Genomic DNA, 23244 nt, shown 5'->3' with positions numbered 1-23244 from the left:
GGGACAGGGCCGTCTCCGTGTGCCCACGGGAGGTAGGCCATGGGCGTCCTGTCTTTCGGTGTCGGAGACCGCTTGGTGCGCCAGGCGGCCTACGTACGAGCCGCGGCGATCGAGATCGCCATCCTGACCGGTCACGTTTTCCTCTACCCGACCGGAATCTTCCAGGAGCGCGGGCCGCAGTCGGCGGCCGGCGACTCCGAGGCGCCGCCACGCCTCCCCACCGCCGGCCGCAGCCATCCCCCGGTGCTTCTGCTGCACGGCTTCGTGGACAACCGTTCGGTGTTCGCGATGCTCCGCCGGTCGCTGCGACGGCACGGCTGGCCGCATGTGCAGGCGCTCAACTACTCGCCGCTGACCTGCGACATCCGTACGGCGGCGGCCCTCCTCGGACGCCACGTCGAACAGATCTGCGAGCAGACGGGGCACCGCCAGGTGGACATCGTGGGCCACAGCCTCGGTGGGCTCATCGCCCGCTACTACGCCCAGCGCCTGGGCGGCGACACACGGGTGCGCACCGTGGTCACCCTGGGCACCCCGCACGCCGGGACCCGCGCCGCGCCCCTGCTGAACCCGCACCCGATCGTCCGCCAGATGCGGCCCAACTCCGACCTCATCGAGGAACTGGCCAAGCCGGCGACCGGCTGCCGTACCCGTTTCGTGGCGTTCTGGAGCGATCTGGACGAGCTGATGAGCCCGGTCGAGGCCGCCCGCCTCGACCACCCGGACCTCATCGCCCGCAACGTCCACGTCGCGGGGGTCGGGCATCTGACCATGCCGGTCCACGCGGCCATCGCCGCCGGCATCCGGCAGGCGCTGCTGGGCGAGGAGCTGGCGTCGGGCGCCGTGGACGCCGCCTGACGGCCTTGCCCCCATAAGCATCGAAAGGCCATCGAACACAAGGCATCGGGGATACCCGAATCCCGCCGAAGATTGTGGGCGTCGCCCGCTGGGGGATACAGTCGCCGCTAATTCTCCTGCTGCCGAGGCGAAAGAGAAGCGGTGAACGACCGTCATCCGGCGGGGTACGCCCCCGAGTACAGCGGCTATGGGTACGAGGGGCATTCCGACGCCTCCTACGCGCCCATGGGCGCCGCTCACGCGGATGACGATCCACTCTTCGGCTCCTGCCAGGGCTACCCCGCCTACGACACGGGGTCCTACGCCACCGTCTCGTACGACACCACCGCGACCGGCTACTGGCCCTCGGGGCAGGCCGCCGGCACCGCCGCCTACGGCGACCACGTCGGCACGGCCACCGGCACCTGGTACCCGGACGCCACGCAGGCGCAGCAGGCGGCGGCCTACGACTACCCGCAGTACGAGCACACGGCCGTCCACACCGCCTACGAGGAGCCCGAGGCCGCTCACGCCCACGCTCCCGAGCCCGCCGCCTACGAGCAGCCGGACCGGTACGGGACCGGGACGTACACCCAGGAGCACTACGAGGCCGACCAGTACGAGCCGGAGTCGTACGAGGCCGAGCAGTACGAGCCCTACGAGCCCGACGCCCACGACACCGCCGAGGACGACGCGGAGGCGGACCCGGAGCACGACGCCGAGGACGGCGCCGCCCCGGCCGCCCTGCCGCGCCCGCGCAGCGGGAACGGCGTCGGGAGCCGTCGGCGCCGCCCGGCCCGGCGCTCCGCCCTGCTCACCGTCGCCGTCCCCTCCGTGGCGGTGATGGGCGTCGCCTGCGCGGCCGCCGTCACCGTCAACACCGACGACCCCGACAGCAGCCGCACCCAGGCCGACGGCGTGCCCGAGGCGGCCAACGCCCCGACCACGAAGCTCGACCAGCAGCTCGCCGGCGTGAACCGGGACGTCGACGACTTCACCGACCGGGCCAGCCGCAACCAGGAGCGCATCGACCTCAAGGAGCGCCAGGCGCTGGAGCGCGCGAAGAAGGCGGCGGAGGCGGCCCTCAAGGAGCAGCTGCGCCCCAAGTTCCTGCTCCCGGTCAAGCAGCACGGCCTGAGCGCCTACTTCGGTCAGGCGGGCGTGAACTGGATGTCGGTCCACACCGGCATCGACTTCCCGGTGGACTACGGCACGCCGGTGATGGCCGCGACCGACGGCGTCGTGCGCACCCAGTGGAACAGCGCCTACGGCAACATGGCGATAGTGACCGCCCCCGACGGCACCGAGACCTGGTACTGCCACCTGAGCAGCACCAAGATCCGCTCGGGCTCGGTCAAGGCCGGCGAGGTCATCGCCTATTCCGGCAACTCGGGCAACTCCACCGGGCCGCACCTCCACTTCGAGGTGCGTCCCGCGGGCGGCGCGGCCATCGACCCGCTGCAGTGGCTGCTGAAGCACGGGATCGACCCGCGCTGAGCCCGGGCGGGCCCCGCCGGAGCGGGACCGGGGCCGGAAGCGGTCCCGGAACCGGGCCCGGCCCGGACGAGGCCCGGGCGAGGACCGTTCCTGAAGCCCGCTAGAGCTTCTCCACCGGCGCGTACCGCAGCAGCAGCACCTTCGGCCGCTCGTCGCCGAAGTCGATGGTGGCCTTGGCCTTCTCCCCGCTGCCGTCGACCGCGACGACCGTGCCCAGCCCGAACGTGTCGTGCGTGACCCGGTCACCGACCGCCAGCGAGATGACCGGGCGGTCCTGGGTGCGCCGCGTCGCGAATCCGGAGGGCCCGCTCTTCGACGGGGAACGCGACAGCATCGAGGCCGCCGCCGACACCGAGGCGGAGGGTGCCGCGGAGGCGCCCGTGCGCTTCCAGTCGATGAGCGGCTCCGGGATCTCCTCCAGGAAGCGCGAGGGCGGGTTGTACGAGGGCTGGCCCCAGGCGCTGCGCATGGTCGACCGCGTCACGTACAGCCGCTGCCGCGCCCGCGTGATGCCGACGTAGGCGAGCCGCCGCTCCTCCTCCAGCTCCTTGGTCTGGCCGAGCGCGCGCATGTGCGGGAAGACCCCGTCCTCCATGCCGGTCAGGAAGACCACCGGGAACTCCAGGCCCTTGGCGGTGTGCAGGGTCATCAGCGTTATGACGCCGCCGCCCTCGTCGTCGTCCGGGATCTGGTCGGAGTCGGCGACCAGCGCGACCCGCTCCAGGAACTCCGCGAGCGTGCCGGGCTCCTCCTCGGTGCGCTCCTGCTCGAACTCCAGTGCCACCGCCGCGAGTTCCTGAAGGTTCTCGATGCGGGTCTCGTCCTGCGGGTCGGTGGAGGCCTGCAGCTCGGCCAGGTAACCCGTGCGCTCCAGCACGGCCTCCAGGACGGTGGCGGGGCCGGCGCCGGAGTCGACGACCGTGCGCAGCTCCTCCAGGAGCTCGTTGAAGCGCTTGACGGCGTTGACCGAGCGCGACGCCATGCCGAAGGCCTCGTCGACCCGGCGCAGCGCGGCGGCGAAGGAGATCCGCTCGCGCGAGGCCAGGGCGTCGACCATGGCCTCAGCGCGCTCCCCGATGCCGCGCTTGGGCACGTTGAGGATGCGGCGCAGCGGGACGGTGTCCTCGGGGTTGGCGAGCACGCGCAGGTAGGCCAGGACGTCCCGGACCTCCTTGCGCTCGTAGAAGCGGACACCGCCGACGACCTTGTAGGGCAGGCCGACGCGGATGAAGACCTCTTCGAAGACACGGGACTGCGCGTTGGTCCGGTAGAAGACCGCGACCTCGCCGGGGCGGGCGTCGCCGGCGTCGGTGAGCCGGTCGATCTCGTCGGCGATGAACTGCGCCTCGTCGTGCTCCTGGTCGGCGACGTAGCCGGTGATGACCGGGCCCTGGCCGGCCTCCGTCCACAGGTTCTTGGGGCGGCGGGAGGCGTTGCGCTCGATGACGGCGTTGGCGGCGGTCAGGATGTTCTGGGTGGAGCGGTAGTTCTGCTCCAGCAGGATCGTGCGGGCCTGCGGGTAGTCCTCCTCGAACTGGAGGATGTTGCGGATCGTGGCACCGCGGAAGGCGTAGATGCTCTGGTCGGCGTCACCGACCACGCACAGCTCGGCGGGCCCCTCGCCGCCCTCGTCCGCGTCACCGGTCCCGACCAGCTCGCGCACCAGGGTGTACTGGGCGTGGTTGGTGTCCTGGTACTCGTCGACCAGGACGTGCCGGAACCGGCGCCGGTAGTGCTCGGCGACGTCCGGGAAGGCCTGGAGCAGGTTGACCGTGGTCATGATGATGTCGTCGAAGTCGAGCGCGTTCGCCTCGCGCAGCCGCGACTGGTACATCGCGTAGGCCTCGGCGAGCTTCTTCTCGAAGGGGTTCTCGGCCTGGTCGGCGAAGGTCTCCTCGTCGATGAGCTCGTTCTTGAGGTTGGAGACCTTGGCGCTGAAGGACTTCGGCGGGAACTGCTTGGGGTCCAGGTCCAGGTCGCGGCAGACCAGGGCCATCAGCCGCTTGGAGTCGGCCGCGTCGTAGATCGAGAAGCTCGAGGTGAAGCCGAGCCTCTTGGACTCCCGGCGCAGGATGCGGACGCACGCGCTGTGGAAGGTGGAGACCCACATCACGTTGGCGCGCGGGCCGACCAGCTGCTCGACCCGCTCCTTCATCTCCCCGGCGGCCTTGTTGGTGAAGGTGATCGCCAGGATCTGGCCGGGGTGCACCTTGCGGGCACCCAGCAGGTACGCGATGCGGTGGGTGAGCACCCGGGTCTTGCCCGAGCCGGCACCGGCGACGATGAGCAGCGGGGAGCCGGTGTGCTCGACGGCGGCACGCTGCTGCTCGTTGAGCCCCTCCAGCAGCGCGGACGGGTCGACGACCGGGCGGGGGGCGCCGTCCCGGTAGTACGCGTCCCGGTCGACGGGCGCGTCGAAGCGCCCCTCGAAGAGGTCGTCGGGAGCCGTGTCGGGCTCGTCCTCGGGAGGCGGCGGGGGCTCCTCCTCCCTCGGTTCGAGGCCGGCCAGGAAGCTGTCGTCAAAGAGGCTGCTCATCGCCTCCCGAGTCTAGGGCGTGGGACGGACAGCGGTGCGCCGCTTGCCCCAGCCCGCGCCCCAGCCCGAGCCCGAGCCCTCCGCGGCACGGCCCGTCGCCGCCCGTGGCCGTCCGTGGCGGCCCGTGGCGGCCCGTGGCGGCCCCGCATGGTGAAGGTCACGAAATGATTGCGGACAATTCGAACACCAGGGTTCCCACGGACCCCCGCAGTTGACTACCGTGCCGCATCAGGCGGTCCGCTCCATGCGGCGGCGACCGTGCCGTCACGGGCCGCCTCCGCTGAGTCCGGCGACCGCCGGAGCCGGGGACCCACGACCTTGGGGTGAATCGGTCCGTACGAGCGCAGCGCGCCCGCACGGCCCGTAGGGCGGCCTTCCGAAGCCCGAACCCGACAGCTAACCCGGTAGGCGGTCCACGGAAGGAGCCGCCTGACTTGGCGACGCACCGCAAGCCGCGCCCGCGCGCGCTGACCGTCCCCGGCCCCCGGGCCGCGGTGGGGCTCACGACCGCCGCGCTGGCGACCGTCACCCTCTTCGGCGAGAGCGCGAGCGCGGCGCCCGCCTCACCCGACAAGCCCTCCATCACCGAGGTCAAGGCCCAGGTCGACAAGCTCCACCACCAGGCCGAGGCCGCCACCGAGCGCTACAACGGCGCCAAGGAGCAGACCGAGCAGCAGCGGGCACGCGCCGACGCGCTGCTGGACCAGGTGGCCCGCAGGACCGAGACGCTCAACTCCGCCCGCCGCACCATCGGCGAGTACGCCGCGGCCCAGTACCGGGGCGGCGGCCTGGACGGGACGACGAGCTTCCTGCTCACCTCCGACCCGCAGCAGTTCCTGGACCAGGCGCACCTGATGAACCGCCTGTCCGACCGCCAGGAGCACGCGCTGGAGACCTTCCGCTCCGAACAGGCGGAGACGACGGCCAAGCGCGCCGAGGCGGTCGAGAGCCTGCAGAAGCTGACGGACGCGCAGCGGCGGCTGAACGCGGAGAAGACCACGGTCAAGCAGAAGCTCGCCGCGGCGCAGAAGCTGCTGAACAGCCTCACCGCCCAGGAGAAGGCACGGCTGGCGGCGCTGGAGAAGAAGCGGCAGGAGGAGGCCGCCGCGAAGGCCGCGGAGATCGCCGCCAAGGAGAAGGCCGCGCAGGAGGCGGCCGGGGGGTCGGGCTCGACGGCCCCGGTGTCCGGCACCTACGCCGCCAAGGCGGCCAAGGCGATCGAGTTCGCGCGCGCCCAGCTGGGCAAGCCGTACGTGTACGGCGCCACCGGCCCCAACTCCTACGACTGCTCGGGCCTGACCCAGGCCGCCTGGGGCGCCGCGGGCGTCTCGATCCCCCGCGTCACCTACGACCAGGTCGACTTCGGCAGCCGCGTCACCGCCGACCAGCTGCAACCCGGCGACCTGGTCTTCTTCTACTCGGACGTCACCCACGTCGGCCTCTACATCGGCGGCGGCCAGATGATCCACGCCCCCCACACCGGGACCGTGGTGAAGATCGCCCCGATCACGGAGATGCCGATCTACGGCTACGCCCGGATGGCCTGAGCCCCCGCCCGGCCCGTCGCCTCGGCCGGGCTCAGGTCCACAGCACCGCGATGAAGATGTTGGCGGTGGTCAGCGCACCCACGGTGCCGAAGGCCGCCGCCGGCACCTTCTCCTCGTCCCGCTTGACGTAGACCAGGCCGAGGATCACCACCAGGATCGCGAGCTTCACGCCGATCTTGACGTTGTTGACCGGCTGGTCGTCGGCCTGGTTGAGGCCGACCAGCAGCGCGCCCGTGACCAGCATGGTCAGTGCGCCGTGCAGCATGCCCGGCACGAACCGGGCCTCGCCGCGGCCCATGGCCTTCATCTGGGTGAGGAAGCCGCCCAGCAGCGCGGCGATGCCGATGATGTGCAGGCCGACGATCAGGTTGATGAGTACGTCCATGGCTGAGGACCCTAGTCAGGCTCGTACCAGCACTCGGCACCGAGGTCGCCCTCTTCCGTCATATCGGTCACGGCCGGACCGCAAGTGACCAGGTCACCCGTCGAACAGCGGTCATCCGCGGGCAGTCCGCGGCCGAATCGGACCAGTCCCGCACAGTCCGGAGCCCGCTCACGGCGTCCAGGTTTAGCGTCCTGCCCCAGGTGGCCGATCCCCACTGCCGCGAGGACCCCGTCCCCGGCACGGCCGCCCCCGCCGAAGGTCCGGCGGTGGACGGCTCCCCGTCCGCCCGCCGCCGGACCGCAGGGGGGCGTACGGACAGCCCGGAAGGAGTGACGGCGCGTGGCGTCGCACAGAAGGCCCAAGGAACGCGGCCTGGCAGGCACGACCGCGCGCACCGCAGCCGGTCTCGCCCTGGCGGGCGCGGCCTCCGTGACGGTGTTCGGGGAGGCCGGGCACGCCGAACCCCGGCTGACCACGGACGAGGCCAGGGCCCGGGTGGACCGGCTGTACGAGGAGGCCGAGCAGGCCACCGAGCGGTACAACGGAACGAAGGAGAAGGCGGACACGGCCACCGGGCGGATCGAGCGCCTCCAGGACGAACTCGCCCGCAGGACCGAACGGCTCAACGTCACCCGCGACGGCCTCGGCTCCCTCGCCACCGCCCAGTACCGCAGCGGCGGCATCGACCCCGCCGTCCAGCTGGCCCTCGCCTCCTCCCCCGGCGACTACCTGGAGCGCGCCGGGATGCTGGACCGGATGAGCAGCCGCCAGAACGCCGCGCTGCGCGCCCTGTCGGCCCAGCGGCGGGGCATCGAGCAGCTGCGCACCGAGACCGAGGGCGAGCTGGCGGAACTGCGCGGCACCCGCGCCGAACTCGCCCGCCACAAGCACACCGTGGAGCAGCGCCTGGCCTCCGCGCGGCAGCTGCTCGGCCGTCTCACCGCCGCCGAGCGCGCCGAGGTGCTGTCCTCCGGGGGCCACGGTTCCGCCGACCCGGCCCGCGCCGGCCGCAGCGCCACCGGCTCCCGCGCCGGGCTGGCGCCCGCGGCCGCCCCCAACGCACGCGCCGCCCGTGCCGTCTCCTTCGCCTACGGCTCCCTCGGCCTGCCCTACGTCTGGGGCGCCACCGGGCCCTCGGCGTACGACTGCTCGGGCTTCACGCAGGCCGCCTGGCGGTCGGCCGGGGTCTCCCTGCCGCGCACGACGTACACCCAGATCAACGCGGGCACCCGGATCTCCCGTTCCCAACTGGAGCCCGGCGACCTGGTGTTCTTCTACTCGGGGATCAGCCACGTCGGCCTCTACGTGGGCAACGGCATGATGATCCACGCCCCCCGCACCGGTGACGTCGTCAAACTCGCCCCGGTCGACCAGATGCCCTTCGCGGGCGCCACGCGTCCGGCGTGACGCCCGCGCCGCGGGACCTCAGACCAGCCGGCGCGCGGTCGCCCAGCGGGTGAGTTCGTGCCGGTTGCTGAGCTGCAGCTTGCGCAGCACCGCCGAGACGTGCGACTCGACCGTCTTCACCGAGATGTAGAGCTGCTTGGCGACTTCCTTGTACGCGTAGCCGCGCGCGATCAGCCGCAGCACCTCGCGCTCACGCTGGGTCAGCCGGTCCAGGTCCTCGTCGACCGGCGGGGCGTCGGTGGAGGCGAAGGCGTCCAGGACGAAGCCGGCCAGCCGGGGTGAGAAGACGGCGTCGCCGTCGGCGACCCGGAAGACCGAACTGACCAGGTCGGGGCCGGTGATGGTCTTGGTGACGTAGCCGCGGGCGCCGCCGCGGATCACCCCGATGACGTCCTCGGCGGCGTCGGAGACCGACAACGCCAGGAAGCGCACGGGGTGTTCGGCGCCGACCATGAGGCCCGCGCAGCGCTTGAGGACCTCGACCCCGCCGCCGCCGGGCAGGTGGACGTCGAGCAGGACGACGTCGGGCCGCGTCGCGGTGATGACGGACACCGCCTGGTCCACGTCGGCGGCCTCGCCGACCACGTCGACCCCGGTCCGCTCGGTCTCGCCGATCTCGGCCTGCACCCCGGTGCGGAACATCCGGTGGTCGTCGACGAGGACGACCCTCACGCGTCGTTCCGTGCTCATGACGACCTCCCTGGTCCCTGGGCCCTGTCCATCTCCAGCTCCACTTCCGTCCCCCCGCCCGGCGCCGAGCGCAGCCGCGCCTCGCCGCCGTTGCGCCGCATCCGGCCGATGATGGACTCCCGGACGCCCATCCTGTCCGACGGTACGTCGTCGAGGTCGAAGCCGGGTCCGCGGTCGCGGACCGACACGAAGACCCTGCTCTCCTCGACCTCCGCGTACACCTGCACGGGCTCGTCCCCACCGTACTTGGCGGCGTTGACCATGGCCTCGCGGGCCGCCTGCATCTGCGCCACCAGGCGTTCGTCGAGCGGGCAGTCGCCCACGCACACCACTTCGACGGGGACGCCGTGCGCGTCCTCCACCTCGGCCGCGGCACGGCGCACCGCCTCGGCGAGGGTGGCCGGCTCGTCCTCCTTGCCGTTGCCCTCGGGCCGGTAGAGCCAGGCCCGCAGCTCCCGTTCCTGTGCGCGGGCCAGCCGGGCGACCTCGCGCGGGTCCTCGGCGTGCCGCTGGATGAGGGTCAGCGTGTGCAGCACGGAGTCGTGGACGTGTGCGGCGACCTCGGCCCGCTCCTGCGCGCGGATGCGGGCCAGACGCTCGGCCGACAGGTCCTGGGTCATGCGCACGAGGTACGGTCCGGCGATCAGCGCCACGCCGACCAGGACGGCGAGCGCGGCCTGGAGGATGGTCCCCAGGTGGCTGACCGAGCCCTGCACGACGAGGAAGCCGGTCACCCCCACGCCGACGAGGATCACCCCGGCGGCGCCGCGCGCGAACGGCAGCAGCCTCCTGCGGCGGCTCAGCTCGGCCCAGCGGGCCCGGCGGGCGTTGTCGGCCTGCCGCCACACCAGGGCGACGCCGAGCCCGATCAGCAGCAGCGGCCAGACGTAGGCGTTGGCCCTGCCGAGGTTGAGGTTGTCCAGCAGGATGCCGAGGCCGATGGCGAGCGCGATGAGCGCGACGATCTGGCCCCGGTCCGGCCTGCGCCCGGCGAGCCAGGAGCGGGCGTCGCGCGGCTCCTTGGCCTCGACCACCCCGCCGACGCCCAGCGGCACCACGAACCAGAAGACCGCGTACAGCAGGATGCCCAGGCCCTGGATGGTGGCCAGGACGACGAAGACGACGCGCACCCAGGCCACGGGCAGTCCGAGGTGCCCGGCCAGCCCCCGGGCGACGCCGCCGATCATCCGGCCCTCGGAGCTGCGGTAGAGCTTGCGGACCGGGGATCCGGCCGGGTCCGGCGGCGCGAAGTACGACGCCCCGTTGGGTGGGCTGGTCGGTGGTCCGGCGGCTGGCATGTCCCGATCGTCACACGTTTCGCGCACGGTGGGTATCAGGGTTGGCCCCCATGCGGGGTCAGGGTCGTTCCGGATACCGGCACACGTCCCGGCCCGCCACCATGGAGCCATGACGGAGCAGCACACGGAGACGGAGGCGGCCGGGGCACCGCCGGGCCGGCGGCTGGCGCGGTGCCGCGAACGGAAGGTGGTCGCCGGCGTCTGCGAGGGCGCGGGACGGTACTTCGACATCGACCCGGTGGTCTTCCGGATCGTGCTCGGCGTGCTGGCGCTCACCGGCGGCCTCGGGCTGGTGGCCTACGGCCTGGCGTGGCTGCTCGTCCCGCTGGAGGGGGAGACCGAGAGCGAGGCGCACCGACTGCTGTCCGGCCGGGTGGAGGGGACCGCGCTGACGGCGGTGCTGGTCGCGCTGGTCGGCTGCGGGCTGTTCCTGTCGATGCTGGGCAGCGGCGGGAACCTGGCCTTCTCCCTGGGACTGCTGGCGGCCTTCGCCGGTGCCGTGTACTGGTCGGTGCACCGGCGCCAGGCGACCGAGGCGCCCGCCCAGCCGGTCGCGCCACCACCGACCCAGCCGCCGCCGCAGCCCGCCACGGCGGCGTGGTGGAAGGAGACCTCGGTCGAGGACGCGCCGGCCGTGCCGGGGCCGGGCGGCTACCTGTGGGGGCCGGACGACGGTCCCGCGGACGTGGAGCGCGACCGCCGCGAGTGGCGGGACCGGCGCCGGGCGGTGCGGCGCGAGGGCGCCTGGCTGGGCGTGGTCGTGTTCTTCGCGGCGACGGCGGCGGCCGCGGCCGGCCTGGCCGCGTCCTGGTCGTCCCAGCCGCTGGCCACCGGCGTGCAGATCGGCCTCGGTTCGGCGCTGGCCGTCTTCGGCCTGGGCTTCGTGATCAGCACCTGGTGGGGGCGGCTCGGCGGCGGCACCGTCTTCACGGTGCTGCTGACCGCCGCGCTGCTGGTGGGCTCCACGACGCTGCCGCGGTCGGTCGGCACCGACTGGAAGCAGCGCACCTGGACCCCCGCCACGCTCTCGGCGGTGCAGGACTCGTACGAGCTGGGCACGGGCCGGGCGACGCTGGACCTGTCCGGGCTCCAGCCGGGCGGCCGCACCGTCACGACGCGGGCCGAGGTCGGGGCGGGACAGCTGGTGGTCAGGATCCCGGAGGACGTCACGCTGCGGATGCACGTCCAGGTGGGCGTGGGCGACGTGCAGTTGCCCGGCGAGAAGGAGAAGGACATCGACGTCCAGCCCGGGCTGGACCGGAAGGTGACCCTGGACCCGGTGGACGGCCGGAAGTCCGCGGGCACGGTGGAACTCGACGTGGAAGTGGGCGTCGGACAGGTGAAGGTGGTGCAGTTCCCGTGAGACGGCATCGGTTCGCGCCCTCGGCGCTCCTGACCGGCCTGGTCCTGCTGGGACTGGCCGCGGTGTTCCTGCTCGACGCCGCCGGCGAGGTGTCGCTGTCCCCGCACGCCGCGGTGCCCCTGACCTGTGCGGGTCTGGGGCTCGCGGCGCTCGGCGCGGTCACCTCCCGGATGCTCCGGGGGCGGAGCGCCCGGCGCTCAGGCCAGGCCGCGCCGTCCCCGGCCGCGGCGTCCGGCGATCATCGCGTCGACGGACAGTAGCGGGGCGCCGGCGAGGACCAGCGGCAGCCAGGCCATCAGGTAGGCCAGGTCGTTGCCGTAGTAGTACGGCTGCGTGGCCCAGCTGACGGTGAGCCACAGGCTCAGCGAGATGAGCGCCCCTCCGAGGGCGGCGATCCTGCTGAGCAGGCCGACCAGCGTGCCGACGCCGACGGCGATCTCGCCGAAGGCGATCGCGTAGCCGAAGCCGTGCGGGTTCTTCAGGGCCAGGTCGACCATGGCCGGGATCGCGGCGCTGTCGCGCACCGCGTTCAGGGTGCCGACGAGCGAGCCCGGGGCGCCGTCGGTGAAGAAGCTGTCGGACATCAATTTGTCGAAGCCGGCGTAGACGAAGGTCACGCCGAGGAAGATGCGCAGCGGCAGCAGGGCGTAACGCCGTGCCGTGTCCCGCCACGGTCCCTGACTGGGGTACCGCTCCGTGTCTCTCGTTCCGCTCATGCCCGTTGTGCCCGTCACGCTCATGACGTCCGCCCTCTCGCACACACCCGCCGTGGATCCCCTCCCGGACCGATTCTCCAGGAGCGCCCTAGGAGATACGTAGGCGAAGCGGCCGTCGTTCAATCAAAAAGCTCTGGATTATCGCGGGCCATCCGTTCATAGGTGGGCTGGTAGTTGATCCAGGCGACCAGATCGTGTCCCAATTGCTCACGCGTGGCGATCGCGTCCTCGTGCGCGATCCACACCGGCTTGCCCGCCGCCTTCGCGCTCAGCTGCACCTGGCAGGACTTCTCCATCGTCATGAACCACCACGCCGCCGCGTCCACGGTCTCGCCGACCGTCAGGAGCCCGTGGTTGCGCAGCACGACCGCCTTGTGCGCCCCCAGGACCACCGCGATGCGCCGCGCCTGCGCCTCGTCCACGACGACCCCGGTGTAGGCGTCGAACAGGGCGTGGTCCTCGTAGAAGGCGCAGGCGTCCTGGGTGATCGGCTCCAGCCGCTCCCCCAGCGCGGCCAGCGCCCGGCCGTAGGTGGAATGGCTGTGGACGACGGCCGTCGCGTCGGGCCGTGCGGTGTGCACGTGGGCGTGGATGGTGAAGGCCGCCTGGTTGACGTGGTGCCGGCCCTCGACGACGGCGCCGTACTGGTTGACCAGGATCACCTCGCCCACGGTGAGGTGCCGGAACGGCACCCCGAAGGGGTTCACCCAGTAGTGGTCCGGCAGCTCCGGATCGCGCACGGTGATGTGCCCCGACACCCCGTCCTCGAACCCCAGCTCCGCGAACGCCCGCAGCGCCACCACCAGCCGCTCCTTGCGGTGGCGGCGTTCCTCCGCCGGGTCCTCGAAGGTCGGCGGGAGGGCGAAATGGAGCCGATCGGGCGGTACGGGCTGCGGCACGGTGTCGGTCATGGCGCGGAAGTTACCCCGAGGTACCGCAGATGAACAGGGGCGATACCAGGTTTCCCCGGTATCGCCCCAAGCCTGCCCCACGCCGGGGGGCTACTCCCACTCGATGGTGCCCGGGGGCTTGCTGGTGACGTCCAGCACGACGCGGTTGACGTCGGCCACCTCGTTGGTGATCCGGGTGGAGATCCGGGCCAGCACCTCGTACGGCAGCCGCGACCAGTCCGCGGTCATGGCGTCCTCGCTGGAGACCGGGCGCAGCACGATGGGGTGGCCGTAGGTGCGGCCGTCGCCCTGCACGCCCACCGAGCGGACGTCGGCGAGGAGGACCACCGGGCACTGCCAGATGTCGCGGTCGAGACCGGCGGCGGTCAGCTCCTCGCGGGCGATCGCGTCGGCGTCGCGCAGCAGGTCCAGGCGCTCCTTGGTGACCTCGCCGACGATGCGGATGCCCAGGCCCGGCCCCGGGAAGGGCTGGCGCTGGACGATCTCCTCGGGCAGGCCGAGCTCCTGGCCGACCATGCGGACCTCGTCCTTGAACAGCTTGCGCAGCGGCTCGACGAGCTGGAACTGCAGGTCCTCGGGGAGGCCGCCCACGTTGTGGTGGGACTTGATGTTGGCGGTGCCGGTGCCGCCGCCGGACTCCACGACGTCCGGGTAGAGGGTGCCCTGCACCAGGAACTCCACCGACTCGCCGTGGGCGCCGGCCTCGGCGACGATCTCGCTCGCGGCCTGCTCGAAGACCCGGATGAACTCCCGGCCGATGATCTTGCGCTTCTCCTCGGGGTCGGAGACCCCGGCGAGCGCGGTGAGGAAGCGCTCCTGCGCGTCGACGACCTTCAGCTGCACGCCGGTGGCGGCCACGAAGTCCTTCTCGACCTGCTCGGACTCGCCCTTGCGCATCAGGCCGTGGTCCACGTAGACGCAGGTCAGCTTCTCCCCGATGGCCTTGTTGACCAGGGCCGCGGCGACCGCGGAGTCCACGCCGCCGGAGAGGCCGCAGATGGCGCGCTTGTCGCCGACCTGGGCGCGGATCGCGGCGACCTGCTCCTCGACCACGTTGTGCGTGGTCCAGTCGGGGGCGATGCCCGCGCCGCGGTAGAGGAAGTGCTCGAGCACCTGCTGGCCGTGGTCGGAGTGCAGGACCTCGGGGTGGTACTGGACGCCGTAGAGCTTCTTCTCGTCGTTCTCGAACGCGGCCACCGGCACCAGGTCGGTGGAGGCGGAGACGGTGAAGCCCTCCGGGGCGGCGGAGCAGGTGTCGCCGTGCGACATCCACACCGACTGCTCGGCCGGGGTGCCCTCGAAGAGCGTGGAACCGGTCTTGCCCACGTGCAGCGGGGTACGGCCGTACTCGCGCGACCCCGTGTTGTCGACGGTGCCGCCGAGGGTGATCGCCATCAGCTGGAAGCCGTAGCACATGCCGAAGACGGGGACGCCCGCCTCGAACAGGGCGCGGTCCAGCCGCGGGGCGTGCTCGGCGTACACGGACGAGGGGCCGCCCGACAGGATGATCGCCGCGGGCCGCTTGGCCAGCATCTCCTCGACCGGCATCGTGCTGGGCACGATCTCGCTGTAGACCCGGGCCTCACGGACGCGGCGGGCGATGAGCTGGGCGTACTGCGCCCCGAAGTCAACGACGAGGACGGTGTCGGGGGCGGCTGGGGTCGCTGATGCCACGGTGGGCCTTCCGGCGGTGTCGAACGTGGGGTCCCTGCCGATTCTACCGGGGCCCACGGCTTTACTTCCCCGGCCCGGGGGCGCAGACTGTGCCGCATGCTCCACGGCACGCGCTTCGCGTTTACCTATGGCACCGGCTGGTCCGGCTGCCATGGTCGTGCTGTCTGAGCGAGGAAACGCAACCAGACGTCACCAGGCGCCCCGGGCCACACGGCCCGGGGCGCCTGGCGTTTCCCGTCCCGTGCGGCCCCGGAGGCCCGGCCCCCGAGGAGGAACCCCATGAGCGGCACCCCGGCAGCACCGCGGACGACCGGCCCTGCAAACGCCCCCGCCACCGACCCCGCCGCCGTCATCGCGGACGCCCGCGAGCGCATCGACGACCTCGACGCGAGGATCATCGCGCTGGTGGGGGAACGCATGACCGTCTCGGCCGGCATCCAGCGCGCCCGCATCGAGTCCGGCGGCCGCCGGGTGCACCTCTCCCGCGAGATGGACATCCTGCGCCGCTACAGCGACCGGCTCGGCAAGCCCGGCACGACCCTCGCCATGACCCTGCTGGAACTGTGCCGCGGACGGGTCTGAAACCCCCGTGGCACCGGCCCCGTGACCCGTTCGGGGGGCATCACCCGTACGGCACGTGACCGCCTACGGGCGCCTTCGTTGAATCCGGTGTCCGTGCCAGCCAGGCGCGGTCACCCCGGGCCAGGGAAGCAAGGACGTCGAACACCACGCGTGGACACCGCTCAGACGCAGCTGGGCGGGGTGCCACCGGAGCGATGAGGCGCGCCCGCGCGAGTGGAAGCAATGCGGCGCGCCGTGGGACCTCGCTCCGGTGATCCGGTGACCGGACAGCAGGGGACAGCAGCCCGGTCACGACTCAAAGTGGCGGTCGGTTCCGGGGACGCCCGGGACCGGCCGCTCTGCGAGGAACACACTACTCATTTCGCGGCACTTGGGCAGGTATCCGACCCTCGATCGAGTGAGTCGGACCCCGCATCGCGCCCCGCGCGCGGTCCGGGACCCGTATGGAGCACGGCCGAGGGGGCCGCGACCCGGACGGGTGCGGGCCCCCTCGGCGTCCGGCGGGATCAGGCCTTGGGCGGGACCGGCGGGACGGGCAGCACCGGCAGCCGCAGGGCACCGAACGCGTCCGCCGGGACGACCGGGTGCTTGGGCTCGACCGCGGCGACGCGCCGGTAGGCCTCGCCCTGGGCCGGACGCGGGTCGGCGTCGCCCTTGTTGGGCCACAGGGACATGGCGCGTTCGGCCTGCGCGGTGATCGTGAGCGAGGGGTTGACCCCCAGGTTGGCGGAGACCGCGGCACCGTCCACCACATGGATGCCCGGATGCCCGAACAGCCGGTGGTACGGGTCGATCACACCGTGCCCGGCGTCCTCGCCGATCACGCAGCCGCCCAGGAAGTGGGCGGTGAGCGGGGTGCCCATCAACTCGCCGACGTTGCTGCCCGCGAAGCCGTTGATCTCCTCGGCCAGCAGGCGCGCGGCCTCGGCGCCCTCGGGGATGAAGGAGGGGTTGGGCGCGCCGTGCCCCTGCCGGGCGGTGAGCAGTCCCTTCCCCAGGCCCTTGGGCTTGCGGTAGGTGGTCAGCGAGTTGTCCAGGGACTGCATGACCAGGCCGATGATGGTGCGCTCGGACCAGCGGCGGTTGGACAGCGACCGCATCAGCAGGACCGGGTGACGGGCGCAGTGCGCCAGGTAGGCCAGCCCGCGCGGCAGCCGCGTGCCGTGCGGGACCTGCAGGATGGACAGGCCGCCCATCGAGTTGGAGCCCTTGCCGTAGCGGACCGGCTCGATGTGGGTGTTCCCGTCGGGGTGGATCGAGGACGTGATGGCCACGCCCCGCGTGAAGTCCACCCGCTGCTCGCCGGTGCGCCGGCGGTAGCGGCGGCTGTTGGTCTGGGCGCCCACCAGCGCCTCGGAGTTGGTGCGGGTCAGCTCGCCGAGCCGCGCGGACAGGCCGGGCAGCCGGCCCGCGTCGCGCATGCGGTGCAGCAGCGTCTGGGTGCCGTAGGTGCCGGCGGCGACGACCACGTGCCCGGCACGCAGCACGCGCGGCTTCGCCTTGCGCCGGCGGTCGGTGGGGACGACGGTGACGTCGTAGCCGCCCTCGGCGTTCTCCGACAGCCCGGTGACGGTGGTCATCGCGTGGATCTCGGCACCCGCCTTCTCGGCGAGGTGGAGGTAGTTCTCGTTGAGGGTGTTCTTGGCGCCGTGGCGGCAGCCGGTCATGCACTCCCCGCACTCCGTGCAGGCCCGCCGGGAGGGGCCGGCGCCGCCGAAGTACGGGTCGGGCACCTCGCCGCCGGGCGTGGCCCTGGCGTCGCCCGAGGCGTCCTGGCCGTCGCCGAAGAACACGCCGACCGGGGCCATGTGGAAGGAGTCGCCGACGCCCATCCGCTCGGCGGTCGCCTTCAGGTGGACGTCCGAGGGGGTCATGGTCGGGTTGAGCCGCACCCCGAGCATGCGCTTGGCCTGGTCGTAGTGGGGGGCCAGTTCCTCCTGCCAGTCGGTGATGTGGCCCCACTGGCGGTCCTCGAAGAAGGCCTTCGGCGGGACGTAGAGGGTGTTGGCGTAGTTGAGCGAACCGCCGCCGACCCCCGCACCCGCCAGGATCATGACGTTGTCGAGCAGGTGGATGCGCTGGATCCCGTACAGGCCGAGTGCCGGGGCCCACAGGTAGTCCTTGATGTGCCAGGAGTTCTTCGGCAGCGACTCCCGCGTCCAGCGGCGGCCCGCCTCCAGGACGCCGACCGTGTAGCCCTTCTCGGTCAGGCGCAGCGCCGACACGGATCCGCCGAAGCCGGACCCGATCACGATCACGTCGTAGTCGTAGGACATCCGCTCCCCCTCCATCAGCGGAGCCTCAGCGCCTTCATCAGCCGGAGGCTGCGGCTCATGAAGGCCGCGTACGCCGCGTCGTCCATGCCCAATGACGGGGCCATCGGCAGCAGGCGCTGCGTCGCCACCGTCTGCGCCTCGGTGTACTTGAGGATGCCCTCGGAGCCGTGCCTGCGGCCGAGCCCGGAGTCCTTCATGCCGCCCATCGGGGACTGCACACTGCCGTACGCCGGCGCGTAGCCCTCGTTGACGTTGACGGTGCCGCTGCGCAGACGCGCGGCGATGCGGGCGCCGCGGCGCGTGTCCTTGGTCCAGACGCTGGAATTGAGGCCGTACGGCGTCGCGTTGGCGCGCTCGACCGCCTCGTCCTCGTCGGTGAAGCGGTACACGGACACCACCGGGCCGAAGGTCTCCTCCGCGCACACGGCCATCGGCGGCTCGACGCCGTCCAGGACGGTCGGCTCGAAGAAGTACGGGCCGACGTCGGGCCGGGCCCTGCCGCCGGTGAGGACGGTGGCGCCCTTGGCGACGGCCTCCTCCACGTGCCGGGTGACGGTCTCCAGCTGGCGCTCGCCGGCCAGCGACCCCATCCCGGCGCCGTAGGCGAGGGCGGTGCCGAGCTTGAGGGCGCCGGCGCGCGCGGTGAAGCGCTCCAGGAAGGCGTCGGCGACGGACGCGTGGACGAAGAGCCGCTCGATGGAGATGCACAGCTGGCCCGCCGAGGAGAAACAGGCGCGGACCGCGCCCTCGGCCGCCTTGTCGAGGTCGGCGTCCTCCAGCACCAGCAGGGCGTTCTTGCCGCCGAGTTCGAGGGAGGCGCCGATCAGGCGGGCCGCGGCCCGCGCGGCCACGTCCCGGCCGGTACGGGTGGAGCCGGTGAAGGACACGTAGTCGGCGTGCTCCACGACCGCCGGGCCGACGACCGGGCCCTCCCCGATGACGACCTGCCAGACGTCGGCGGGCAGTCCGGCCTCGATCAGCTGCTCGCGCGCCCACAGGGCGGTCAGCGCGGTCTCGGTGTCGGGCTTCATCACCACGGCGTTGCCGGCCGCAAAGGCGGGCAGCGCGTCGCCGATGGAGAGTTCCAGGGGGTAGTTCCACGGCGCGATCTGGCCGACGACACCACGCGGGTGCCGCAGCTCCCGCACCTTGGTGAGGGCCGGGATGGCGCCGGTGTGCCGCTTGGGCCTCAGGTACGACGGGGCCTTGACGCCGTAGTGCCGCGCGGCGACGGCGACCGCGAGCACCTCCTCGTGCGCGTGCAGCCGCGTCTTGCCGGTCTCCAGCTGGATCAGGTCCAGCACCTCGGACTGGCGGGCCAGCACGAGGTCGTGGAAGCGCAGCAGCACCGCGGCGCGGCGGCGCACCGGCGTCGCCGCCCACGCCTTCTGCGCCTCCCTCGCCCGGTCGTAGGCCGCCGCCACGTCCTCCGGCGTCGACTCGGGGAGCTCCGCCAGCTTCTCGCCGGTCAGCGGCGTGTGGTTCACGGTGCGGCCGCTGCCGGCGACGCCCCGCGTCAGCCGCGCCACGAGGTCCGGTGTCACCACGTCCGCGGCGGTCCTGCTGCCGGAGGGGGCGACCGGATTGCCGTTACCGGCAGTAGGAGAGTCCGTCATGGCGGGAGCGTACGACGCGGTGACACCGCGTGCATACCCGTCAGTAGCCAGTTTTCACAATTACGCCAGCAAAAGCTGGCAGGAACGCCGCGACCCGTCCCCGGCCCGCCCGCGCCGGGACCTCATCCGGTGCGGAAGGTGACGCGGGCGGTGTCGAAGTAGTCCCGTCCCCGCTCGGCCAGCTGGAGGGGCGAGGAGACCCACAGGTCGTACTGGCGGCCGCCCTCCTCCCAGCACAGGTCGAAGGTGCGGCGCGGTTCGCCGGGTGTGAAGCCGTCCCAGGTGAACTGCCACAGCGCGGCCGGGTGCCCGTTCTGCGTGGTGGGGGTGACGAAACCGTCCCGGTAGCCCTGGTACGCCGCAGGGCCCGAGGCGTCCTGGGCCCGCATGACCGCCTCGGGGCCGCGGGCGTCCGGCGGCTGGCTGCGGATGCCGACGCGGAACTCCTCGCCGGCGGAGTAGTAGAAGATCCGCGGCGGTTCCAGGGAGCGCCGGAAGCCCTCCGGCAGGGCGAGCGAGAAACCGGCGGGATCGTCGACCGTGCGGAAGCCCGCGGGGAGCGCCGGGGCGGACGGCGCCGGGGCGGACGGCGTGGACGCGGCGGACGGGGTGGCGTGCGTGGCCTTGCCGCTCGTGGCGACGGTGCGGACCGGGGAGGCGCCGCCCCCCGGCGATCCCCCGTCCGGCAGCAGGGACGCCGCCGCGACACCGGCCCCCGCCAGCACCGCCACGCCCAGCGCGGCCGCGAGCGGGGCCCGCCTGCGCCGGGCCCGGGGAAGCGGCGCGTCCTGCCGCTCCGCCTCCGGGAGGGGCGCCGGCGCGGGCACCGCGGTGGGCGGCACGCCGGTCTCCGCGTAGGCGGCGAGCAGGGTCTCGGTCTCCTCCGCGGTCGGGCGCCGCCCCGGCTCGCGGCGCAGCAGCGCCTCGACCACCGGCAGCAGGGGCCCGGTCCGCTCCGGCGGCCGGATCTCGTCGAAGACGACGGCGTGCAGCACCTCCCCCAGGGAGTCGCGGCGGAACGGCGACCGCCCGACGACGGCCGCGCACAGCAGGACGCCCACCGACCACAGGTCGGAGGCGGGCCCGGCGGCCTGCCCGGACATGCGCTCGGGGGCGGTGTACTCCGGAGAGCCCACGAAGTCCCCAGCCTTGGTCAGCGTGGTCGCGCCCGCCACCCGCGCGATGCCGAAGTCGGTCAGCACGACCCGCCCGGTGCCGTGCTCGACGAGGACGTTGCCGGGCTTGATGTCGCGGTGGAGGACCCCGCGCTCGTGCGCCGCCCGCAGCGCACCGGTGACGGCGGCGCCGACGCGGGCGGCCTCGCGCGGTGCCAACGGGCCGTCCTGGGCGAGGACTTCGGCCAGGGAGCGGCCGTCGACGAGTTCCATGACGATCCAGGGGCGGCCGTCCTCCTCGACCACGTCGAACAGGACGATCACATGGGGATGCCGTATCTGCGCGACCGTGCGGGCCTCCCGCAGGGCGCGGTCCTCCTCGCCGTCGGCGTGCAACTCCTTGACCGCCACCCGGCGGCCCAGCAGTTCGTCGTCGGCCCGCCACACCGTGCCCATGCCGCCGCGCCCGAGCCGCCCCGTGATCCGGTAGCGCCCGGCGACCAGCCGCCCCCCGTCGCCCGTCATGGGGCCATGATGCCGCACCGTCAGTTCCCCGGATCCGGTCGCCAGGTCTGCAACGCCACCTGGAAAACGGCGGAGGCGGCGGCCCAGTCGCCCGCCGGCGCCCCCATGTAGAGGGCGTACTCGCTGCCGTCGGCCGCGACGTACGCCTGGTCGACGGCGCGGCGCGGGCCGGGGTGCTCCTTGGAGTCGGTCCAGCTGAACTCCCACAGGCAGCCGTCACCGCCCCGGAAGGTGTTCTGGTGCAGCCGCACCCGGGTGTAGCCGGGCAGCGCCCGGACGCTTTTCTCCAGTTCGAGCAGGTGCATGTACGGATTGAGCCCCGGCGCCGCGCGGCCGACGCCGATGCGCAGCCGGTGGGCGCCGTCGTCGGGCGTGTAGTCGATCTGGTCGCCGTCCAGTTGCCGCTTCCAGCCGCGCGGCACGGTCAGGCTGAACCCCGCCGGGTCGTGGACCCGCACGTAGCCGGCCGGGACCCCGGGGCCGTCGCCGTGCCGCTTCACCACCGCCAGGACGGCTCCGGTGCCCGCGAGCAGCGCCACCGCGACCGCGGCGGCCACGAGGGCGGTACGCCGCCCGCCGGGGCGGCGCCGGGGACCACCGGCCGCGATGGCCGCAAGGGTGGTCGCCACGTGCCCGGCCTCCGGCCGCGCGGCCGGTTCCTTGGCGAGCAGCGCCGCGATCACCGGCCGCAGCGGCCCGGCCGCCCGGGGTTCGGGCAGGTCCTCGTACACCACGGCCTGCAGGGTGCCGATCGGCGAGGTGCGGCGGAACGGCGAGCGGCCCTCGACCGCCGCGTAGAGCGTGGCGCCCAGCGACCACAGGTCGGACTCCGGCCCGGGACGGCCGCCGCGGGCCCGTTCGGGCGCCAGGTAGTCGACGGAGCCGACGAGTTCGCCGGTCCGGGTGATCGCCGAGTCACCCTCGACGACGGCGATGCCGAAGTCCGTCAGCAGGACCCGGCCGTCGCGGGCGAGCAGCACGTTGGCCGGCTTGACGTCCCGGTGGAGCACCCCCGCGGCGTGCGCCGCGCGCAGCGCCTCCAGCACGGCGGCGGCCACGGCGGCCGCCCGCCGCGGCGGCAGCGGGCCGTCCCGCCGCACCACCTCGTCCAGGGAACGGCCGTCGACCAGTTCCATGACGATCCAGGGCCGGCCGTCCTGTTCCACGACGTCGTGGACGGTCACCACGTTGGGGTGGTTGATCCGGGCGGCGGCGCGGGCCTCCTGCTTCATGCGCTCCTGGAGCACGGCGCGGTCGTCCTCGGCGAGGTGGGCGCCGGGCGTCAGCTCCTTGACGGCGACGGTGCGCCGCAGCACGACGTCCTGGGCCTCCCACACCCGGCCCATGCCGCCGCGGCCGATGACGTCGCCGAGCCGGTACCGTCCGGCCAGCACGCTTCCGCTCCCGCTCACACCCCTGCCCCCACGGCTTCAGCGACGCGCGCCGCAGCCGCGCGGTTCCGGTCCGGGCCGGCCGCACTCAGGTGGTGCGGTAGGTCTCCGCGGCCTTCTCGAAGTACCGCTTGACGTCGGCGCGCCGGCCGTCCGGCCCGATGACCAGGACCACGTGGTACCTGCCGTCGCGGATCATCACCAGGTTGCGCGCGAACAGCTGCCGCCCGGAGCCGTCGCTCCAGCTGAACTCCCCTTCGGCGGCGGCGATCCCGCCCATGTCGAGGCGGCGCAGGCCGGAGGCCGAGGACCAGCCGGAGGCGCGGAAGCCCGCCAGCTCCGGCTCGTCGTTCTGGTAGACGATCGGGTCGCCGCCCTTGTCGGCGACGGAGTCGCGGCCGGGTACGACGAGCAGCTGGTAGTCGCCGCCGGTGTAGCGGACCTGACCGTCGGCGTTCCTCCCGGTCCGCTGCCAGCCGTTGGGGACGGCGAGGCTGAAGCCGGCCGGGTCGGTGCGCAGCCGGAAGTCGCCGCCGAGGCCCGTGGTGGCGGCGTCGTCCGCGGGGGCGGACCGCGTGGGCGGCGGGGCGCTCGTGGCGGGGGCCGTGCTCCGCGGGGCCTTGGTGCCCGACGGCTTGGTCGTCTGCGGCCGCTCGTCGCCGCCGGGCACCTGCGCGGGCAGGGTCCGCGTGGCGCCGGCCGCGCCCCGGTCGTCCGCCGCCCCGCCGCGCGGCATGAAGAGCACCGCGTACAGCACGGCGGCGACCATCAGGAGCAGCACCAGGGCGACCAGGGTGACCCCGAGGCTGCGCGGGCCGCGTGCCGTCCCCTGCCGCCGCTCCTTGGTGCGCTTGTGGCGCCCGTGGGCGGGATGGGCG

19 protein-coding genes and 1 riboswitch are annotated in these 23244 nt (G+C 73.1%); of the genes, 7 read left to right on the top strand and 12 right to left on the bottom strand.

Features of this window, described 5'->3' with window-relative positions; genetic code table 11:
- Positions 1 to 39 precede the first annotated feature (39 nt).
- Both PV341_RS23810 and PV341_RS23805 read left to right on the top strand, forming a co-directional pair.
- A complete protein-coding gene (locus PV341_RS23810; protein WP_500328054.1) occupies positions 40 to 858 on the top strand; it encodes an esterase/lipase family protein in 819 nt (272 codons plus the stop codon).
- 141 nt (positions 859 to 999) lie between these two features.
- On the top strand, positions 1000 to 2334 hold the full coding sequence (locus PV341_RS23805; protein ID WP_500328055.1) for a M23 family metallopeptidase: 1335 nt from the start codon (positions 1000 to 1002) through the stop codon (positions 2332 to 2334).
- A gap of 100 nt (positions 2335 to 2434) precedes the next feature.
- Here PV341_RS23805 and pcrA read toward each other — a convergent pair whose 3' ends face one another.
- Positions 2435 to 4870 carry a DNA helicase PcrA gene (pcrA, locus tag PV341_RS23800; RefSeq protein ID WP_500328056.1) on the bottom strand — a complete coding sequence of 812 codons (2436 nt, stop codon included), beginning with the start codon at positions 4868 to 4870 and terminating at the stop codon, positions 2435 to 2437.
- A gap of 268 nt (positions 4871 to 5138) precedes the next feature.
- Positions 5139 to 5296: riboswitch (cyclic di-AMP (ydaO/yuaA leader) on the top strand.
- A gap of 8 nt (positions 5297 to 5304) precedes the next feature.
- Between pcrA and PV341_RS23795 the strand changes: the two genes are divergently transcribed.
- Positions 5305 to 6417, top strand: a complete 1113-nt coding sequence (locus PV341_RS23795; RefSeq protein ID WP_500328058.1) for a C40 family peptidase — start codon at positions 5305 to 5307, stop codon at positions 6415 to 6417.
- A 31-nt stretch (positions 6418 to 6448) separates the two neighbouring features.
- On the opposite strand, the gene PV341_RS23790 is transcribed toward PV341_RS23795, so the two are convergent.
- Positions 6449 to 6802, bottom strand: a complete 354-nt coding sequence (locus PV341_RS23790) for a hypothetical protein (protein WP_500328059.1) — start codon at positions 6800 to 6802, stop codon at positions 6449 to 6451.
- Positions 6803 to 7141: 339 nt separating this feature from the next.
- Between PV341_RS23790 and PV341_RS23785 the strand changes: the two genes are divergently transcribed.
- Positions 7142 to 8209, top strand: a complete 1068-nt coding sequence (locus tag PV341_RS23785) for a C40 family peptidase (protein ID WP_500328060.1) — start codon at positions 7142 to 7144, stop codon at positions 8207 to 8209.
- A gap of 18 nt (positions 8210 to 8227) precedes the next feature.
- Here PV341_RS23785 and PV341_RS23780 read toward each other — a convergent pair whose 3' ends face one another.
- Entirely contained in the window at positions 8228 to 8899 is a 672-nt protein-coding gene (locus PV341_RS23780; RefSeq protein ID WP_499513502.1) for a LuxR C-terminal-related transcriptional regulator, read from the bottom strand.
- Positions 8896 to 10197 carry a PspC domain-containing protein gene (locus PV341_RS23775; RefSeq protein WP_499513501.1) on the bottom strand — a complete coding sequence of 434 codons (1302 nt, stop codon included), beginning with the start codon at positions 10195 to 10197 and terminating at the stop codon, positions 8896 to 8898. Before PV341_RS23775 ends, PV341_RS23780 begins: the two co-directional genes overlap by 4 nt.
- A 109-nt stretch (positions 10198 to 10306) precedes the next feature.
- Here PV341_RS23775 and PV341_RS23770 point away from each other — a divergent pair, with 109 nt between their 5' ends.
- Positions 10307 to 11560: a PspC domain-containing protein gene (locus tag PV341_RS23770; protein ID WP_500328062.1), complete on the top strand. Its 1254-nt coding sequence runs from the start codon at positions 10307 to 10309 to the stop codon at positions 11558 to 11560.
- On the top strand, positions 11557 to 11820 hold the full coding sequence (locus tag PV341_RS23765; RefSeq protein WP_499513499.1) for a hypothetical protein: 264 nt from the start codon (positions 11557 to 11559) through the stop codon (positions 11818 to 11820). The genes PV341_RS23770 and PV341_RS23765 overlap by 4 nt, the downstream gene beginning before the upstream one ends.
- Here PV341_RS23765 and PV341_RS23760 read toward each other — a convergent pair.
- The 3 genes from PV341_RS23760 to guaA form a co-directional block, all read right to left on the bottom strand.
- Positions 11758 to 12276, bottom strand: a complete 519-nt coding sequence (locus tag PV341_RS23760; RefSeq protein WP_500328064.1) for a DoxX family protein — start codon at positions 12274 to 12276, stop codon at positions 11758 to 11760. The genes PV341_RS23765 and PV341_RS23760 overlap by 63 nt on opposite strands.
- A gap of 119 nt (positions 12277 to 12395) precedes the next feature.
- On the bottom strand, positions 12396 to 13187 hold the full coding sequence (locus PV341_RS23755; RefSeq protein ID WP_500328065.1) for a class II aldolase/adducin family protein: 792 nt from the start codon (positions 13185 to 13187) through the stop codon (positions 12396 to 12398).
- Positions 13188 to 13277: 90 nt separating this feature from the next.
- Positions 13278 to 14861 carry a glutamine-hydrolyzing GMP synthase gene (guaA, locus tag PV341_RS23750; protein WP_499513496.1) on the bottom strand — a complete coding sequence of 528 codons (1584 nt, stop codon included), beginning with the start codon at positions 14859 to 14861 and terminating at the stop codon, positions 13278 to 13280.
- A gap of 279 nt (positions 14862 to 15140) precedes the next feature.
- Between guaA and PV341_RS23745 the strand changes: the two genes are divergently transcribed.
- Positions 15141 to 15443 (top strand): chorismate mutase, encoded by a 303-nt coding sequence (locus PV341_RS23745; protein ID WP_500328066.1) that lies wholly within the window; start codon positions 15141 to 15143, stop codon positions 15441 to 15443.
- Positions 15444 to 15949: 506 nt separating this feature from the next.
- Here PV341_RS23745 and PV341_RS23740 read toward each other — a convergent pair.
- The 5 genes from PV341_RS23740 to PV341_RS23720 all read right to left on the bottom strand — a co-directional run.
- Positions 15950 to 17734, bottom strand: a complete 1785-nt coding sequence (locus PV341_RS23740) for a GMC oxidoreductase (protein ID WP_500358925.1) — start codon at positions 17732 to 17734, stop codon at positions 15950 to 15952.
- Positions 17734 to 19335 carry a succinic semialdehyde dehydrogenase gene (locus PV341_RS23735; RefSeq protein ID WP_500358923.1) on the bottom strand — a complete coding sequence of 534 codons (1602 nt, stop codon included), beginning with the start codon at positions 19333 to 19335 and terminating at the stop codon, positions 17734 to 17736. Before PV341_RS23735 ends, PV341_RS23740 begins: the two co-directional genes overlap by 1 nt.
- Positions 19336 to 19457: 122 nt before the next feature.
- Positions 19458 to 20975: a serine/threonine-protein kinase gene (locus PV341_RS23730; protein ID WP_500328070.1), complete on the bottom strand. Its 1518-nt coding sequence runs from the start codon at positions 20973 to 20975 to the stop codon at positions 19458 to 19460.
- 20 nt (positions 20976 to 20995) lie between these two features.
- Complete coding sequence (locus tag PV341_RS23725) at positions 20996 to 22369, bottom strand: serine/threonine-protein kinase (protein ID WP_500328071.1); 1374 nt, start codon at positions 22367 to 22369, stop codon at positions 20996 to 20998.
- An 85-nt stretch (positions 22370 to 22454) separates the two neighbouring features.
- On the bottom strand, positions 22455 to 23244 hold a 790-nt coding region (locus tag PV341_RS23720; RefSeq protein WP_500358922.1), incomplete at its 5' end, for a serine/threonine kinase C-terminal domain-containing protein.

The sequence above is a fragment of the Streptomyces sp. PA03-1a genome (assembly GCF_033792805.1).
In the GTDB taxonomy this organism is placed as follows: domain Bacteria; phylum Actinomycetota; class Actinomycetes; order Streptomycetales; family Streptomycetaceae; genus Actinacidiphila.
This window is presented reverse-complemented; position numbering and strand designations above follow the sequence as displayed.

Bases quoted from the DNA above. Each gene is read 5' to 3' on its own strand.
- PV341_RS23755 (WP_500328065.1), bottom strand. From the start codon at position 13,187: ATGACCGACACCGTGCCGCAGCCCGTACCGCCCGATCGGCTCCATTTC.
- PV341_RS23760 (WP_500328064.1), bottom strand. From the start codon at position 12,276: ATGAGCGGAACGAGAGACACGGAGCGGTACCCCAGTCAGGGACCGTGG.
- PV341_RS23775 (WP_499513501.1), bottom strand. From the start codon at position 10,197: ATGCCAGCCGCCGGACCACCGACCAGCCCACCCAACGGGGCGTCGTAC.
- PV341_RS23735 (WP_500358923.1), bottom strand. From the start codon at position 19,335: ATGACGGACTCTCCTACTGCCGGTAACGGCAATCCGGTCGCCCCCTCC.
- PV341_RS23790 (WP_500328059.1), bottom strand. From the start codon at position 6,802: ATGGACGTACTCATCAACCTGATCGTCGGCCTGCACATCATCGGCATC.
- PV341_RS23745 (WP_500328066.1), top strand. From the start codon at position 15,141: ATGAGCGGCACCCCGGCAGCACCGCGGACGACCGGCCCTGCAAACGCC.
- PV341_RS23770 (WP_500328062.1), top strand. From the start codon at position 10,307: ATGACGGAGCAGCACACGGAGACGGAGGCGGCCGGGGCACCGCCGGGC.
- PV341_RS23740 (WP_500358925.1), bottom strand. From the start codon at position 17,734: ATGGAGGGGGAGCGGATGTCCTACGACTACGACGTGATCGTGATCGGG.
- pcrA (WP_500328056.1), bottom strand. From the start codon at position 4,870: ATGAGCAGCCTCTTTGACGACAGCTTCCTGGCCGGCCTCGAACCGAGG.
- PV341_RS23810 (WP_500328054.1), top strand. From the start codon at position 40: ATGGGCGTCCTGTCTTTCGGTGTCGGAGACCGCTTGGTGCGCCAGGCG.
- PV341_RS23730 (WP_500328070.1), bottom strand. From the start codon at position 20,975: ATGACGGGCGACGGGGGGCGGCTGGTCGCCGGGCGCTACCGGATCACG.
- PV341_RS23780 (WP_499513502.1), bottom strand. From the start codon at position 8,899: ATGAGCACGGAACGACGCGTGAGGGTCGTCCTCGTCGACGACCACCGG.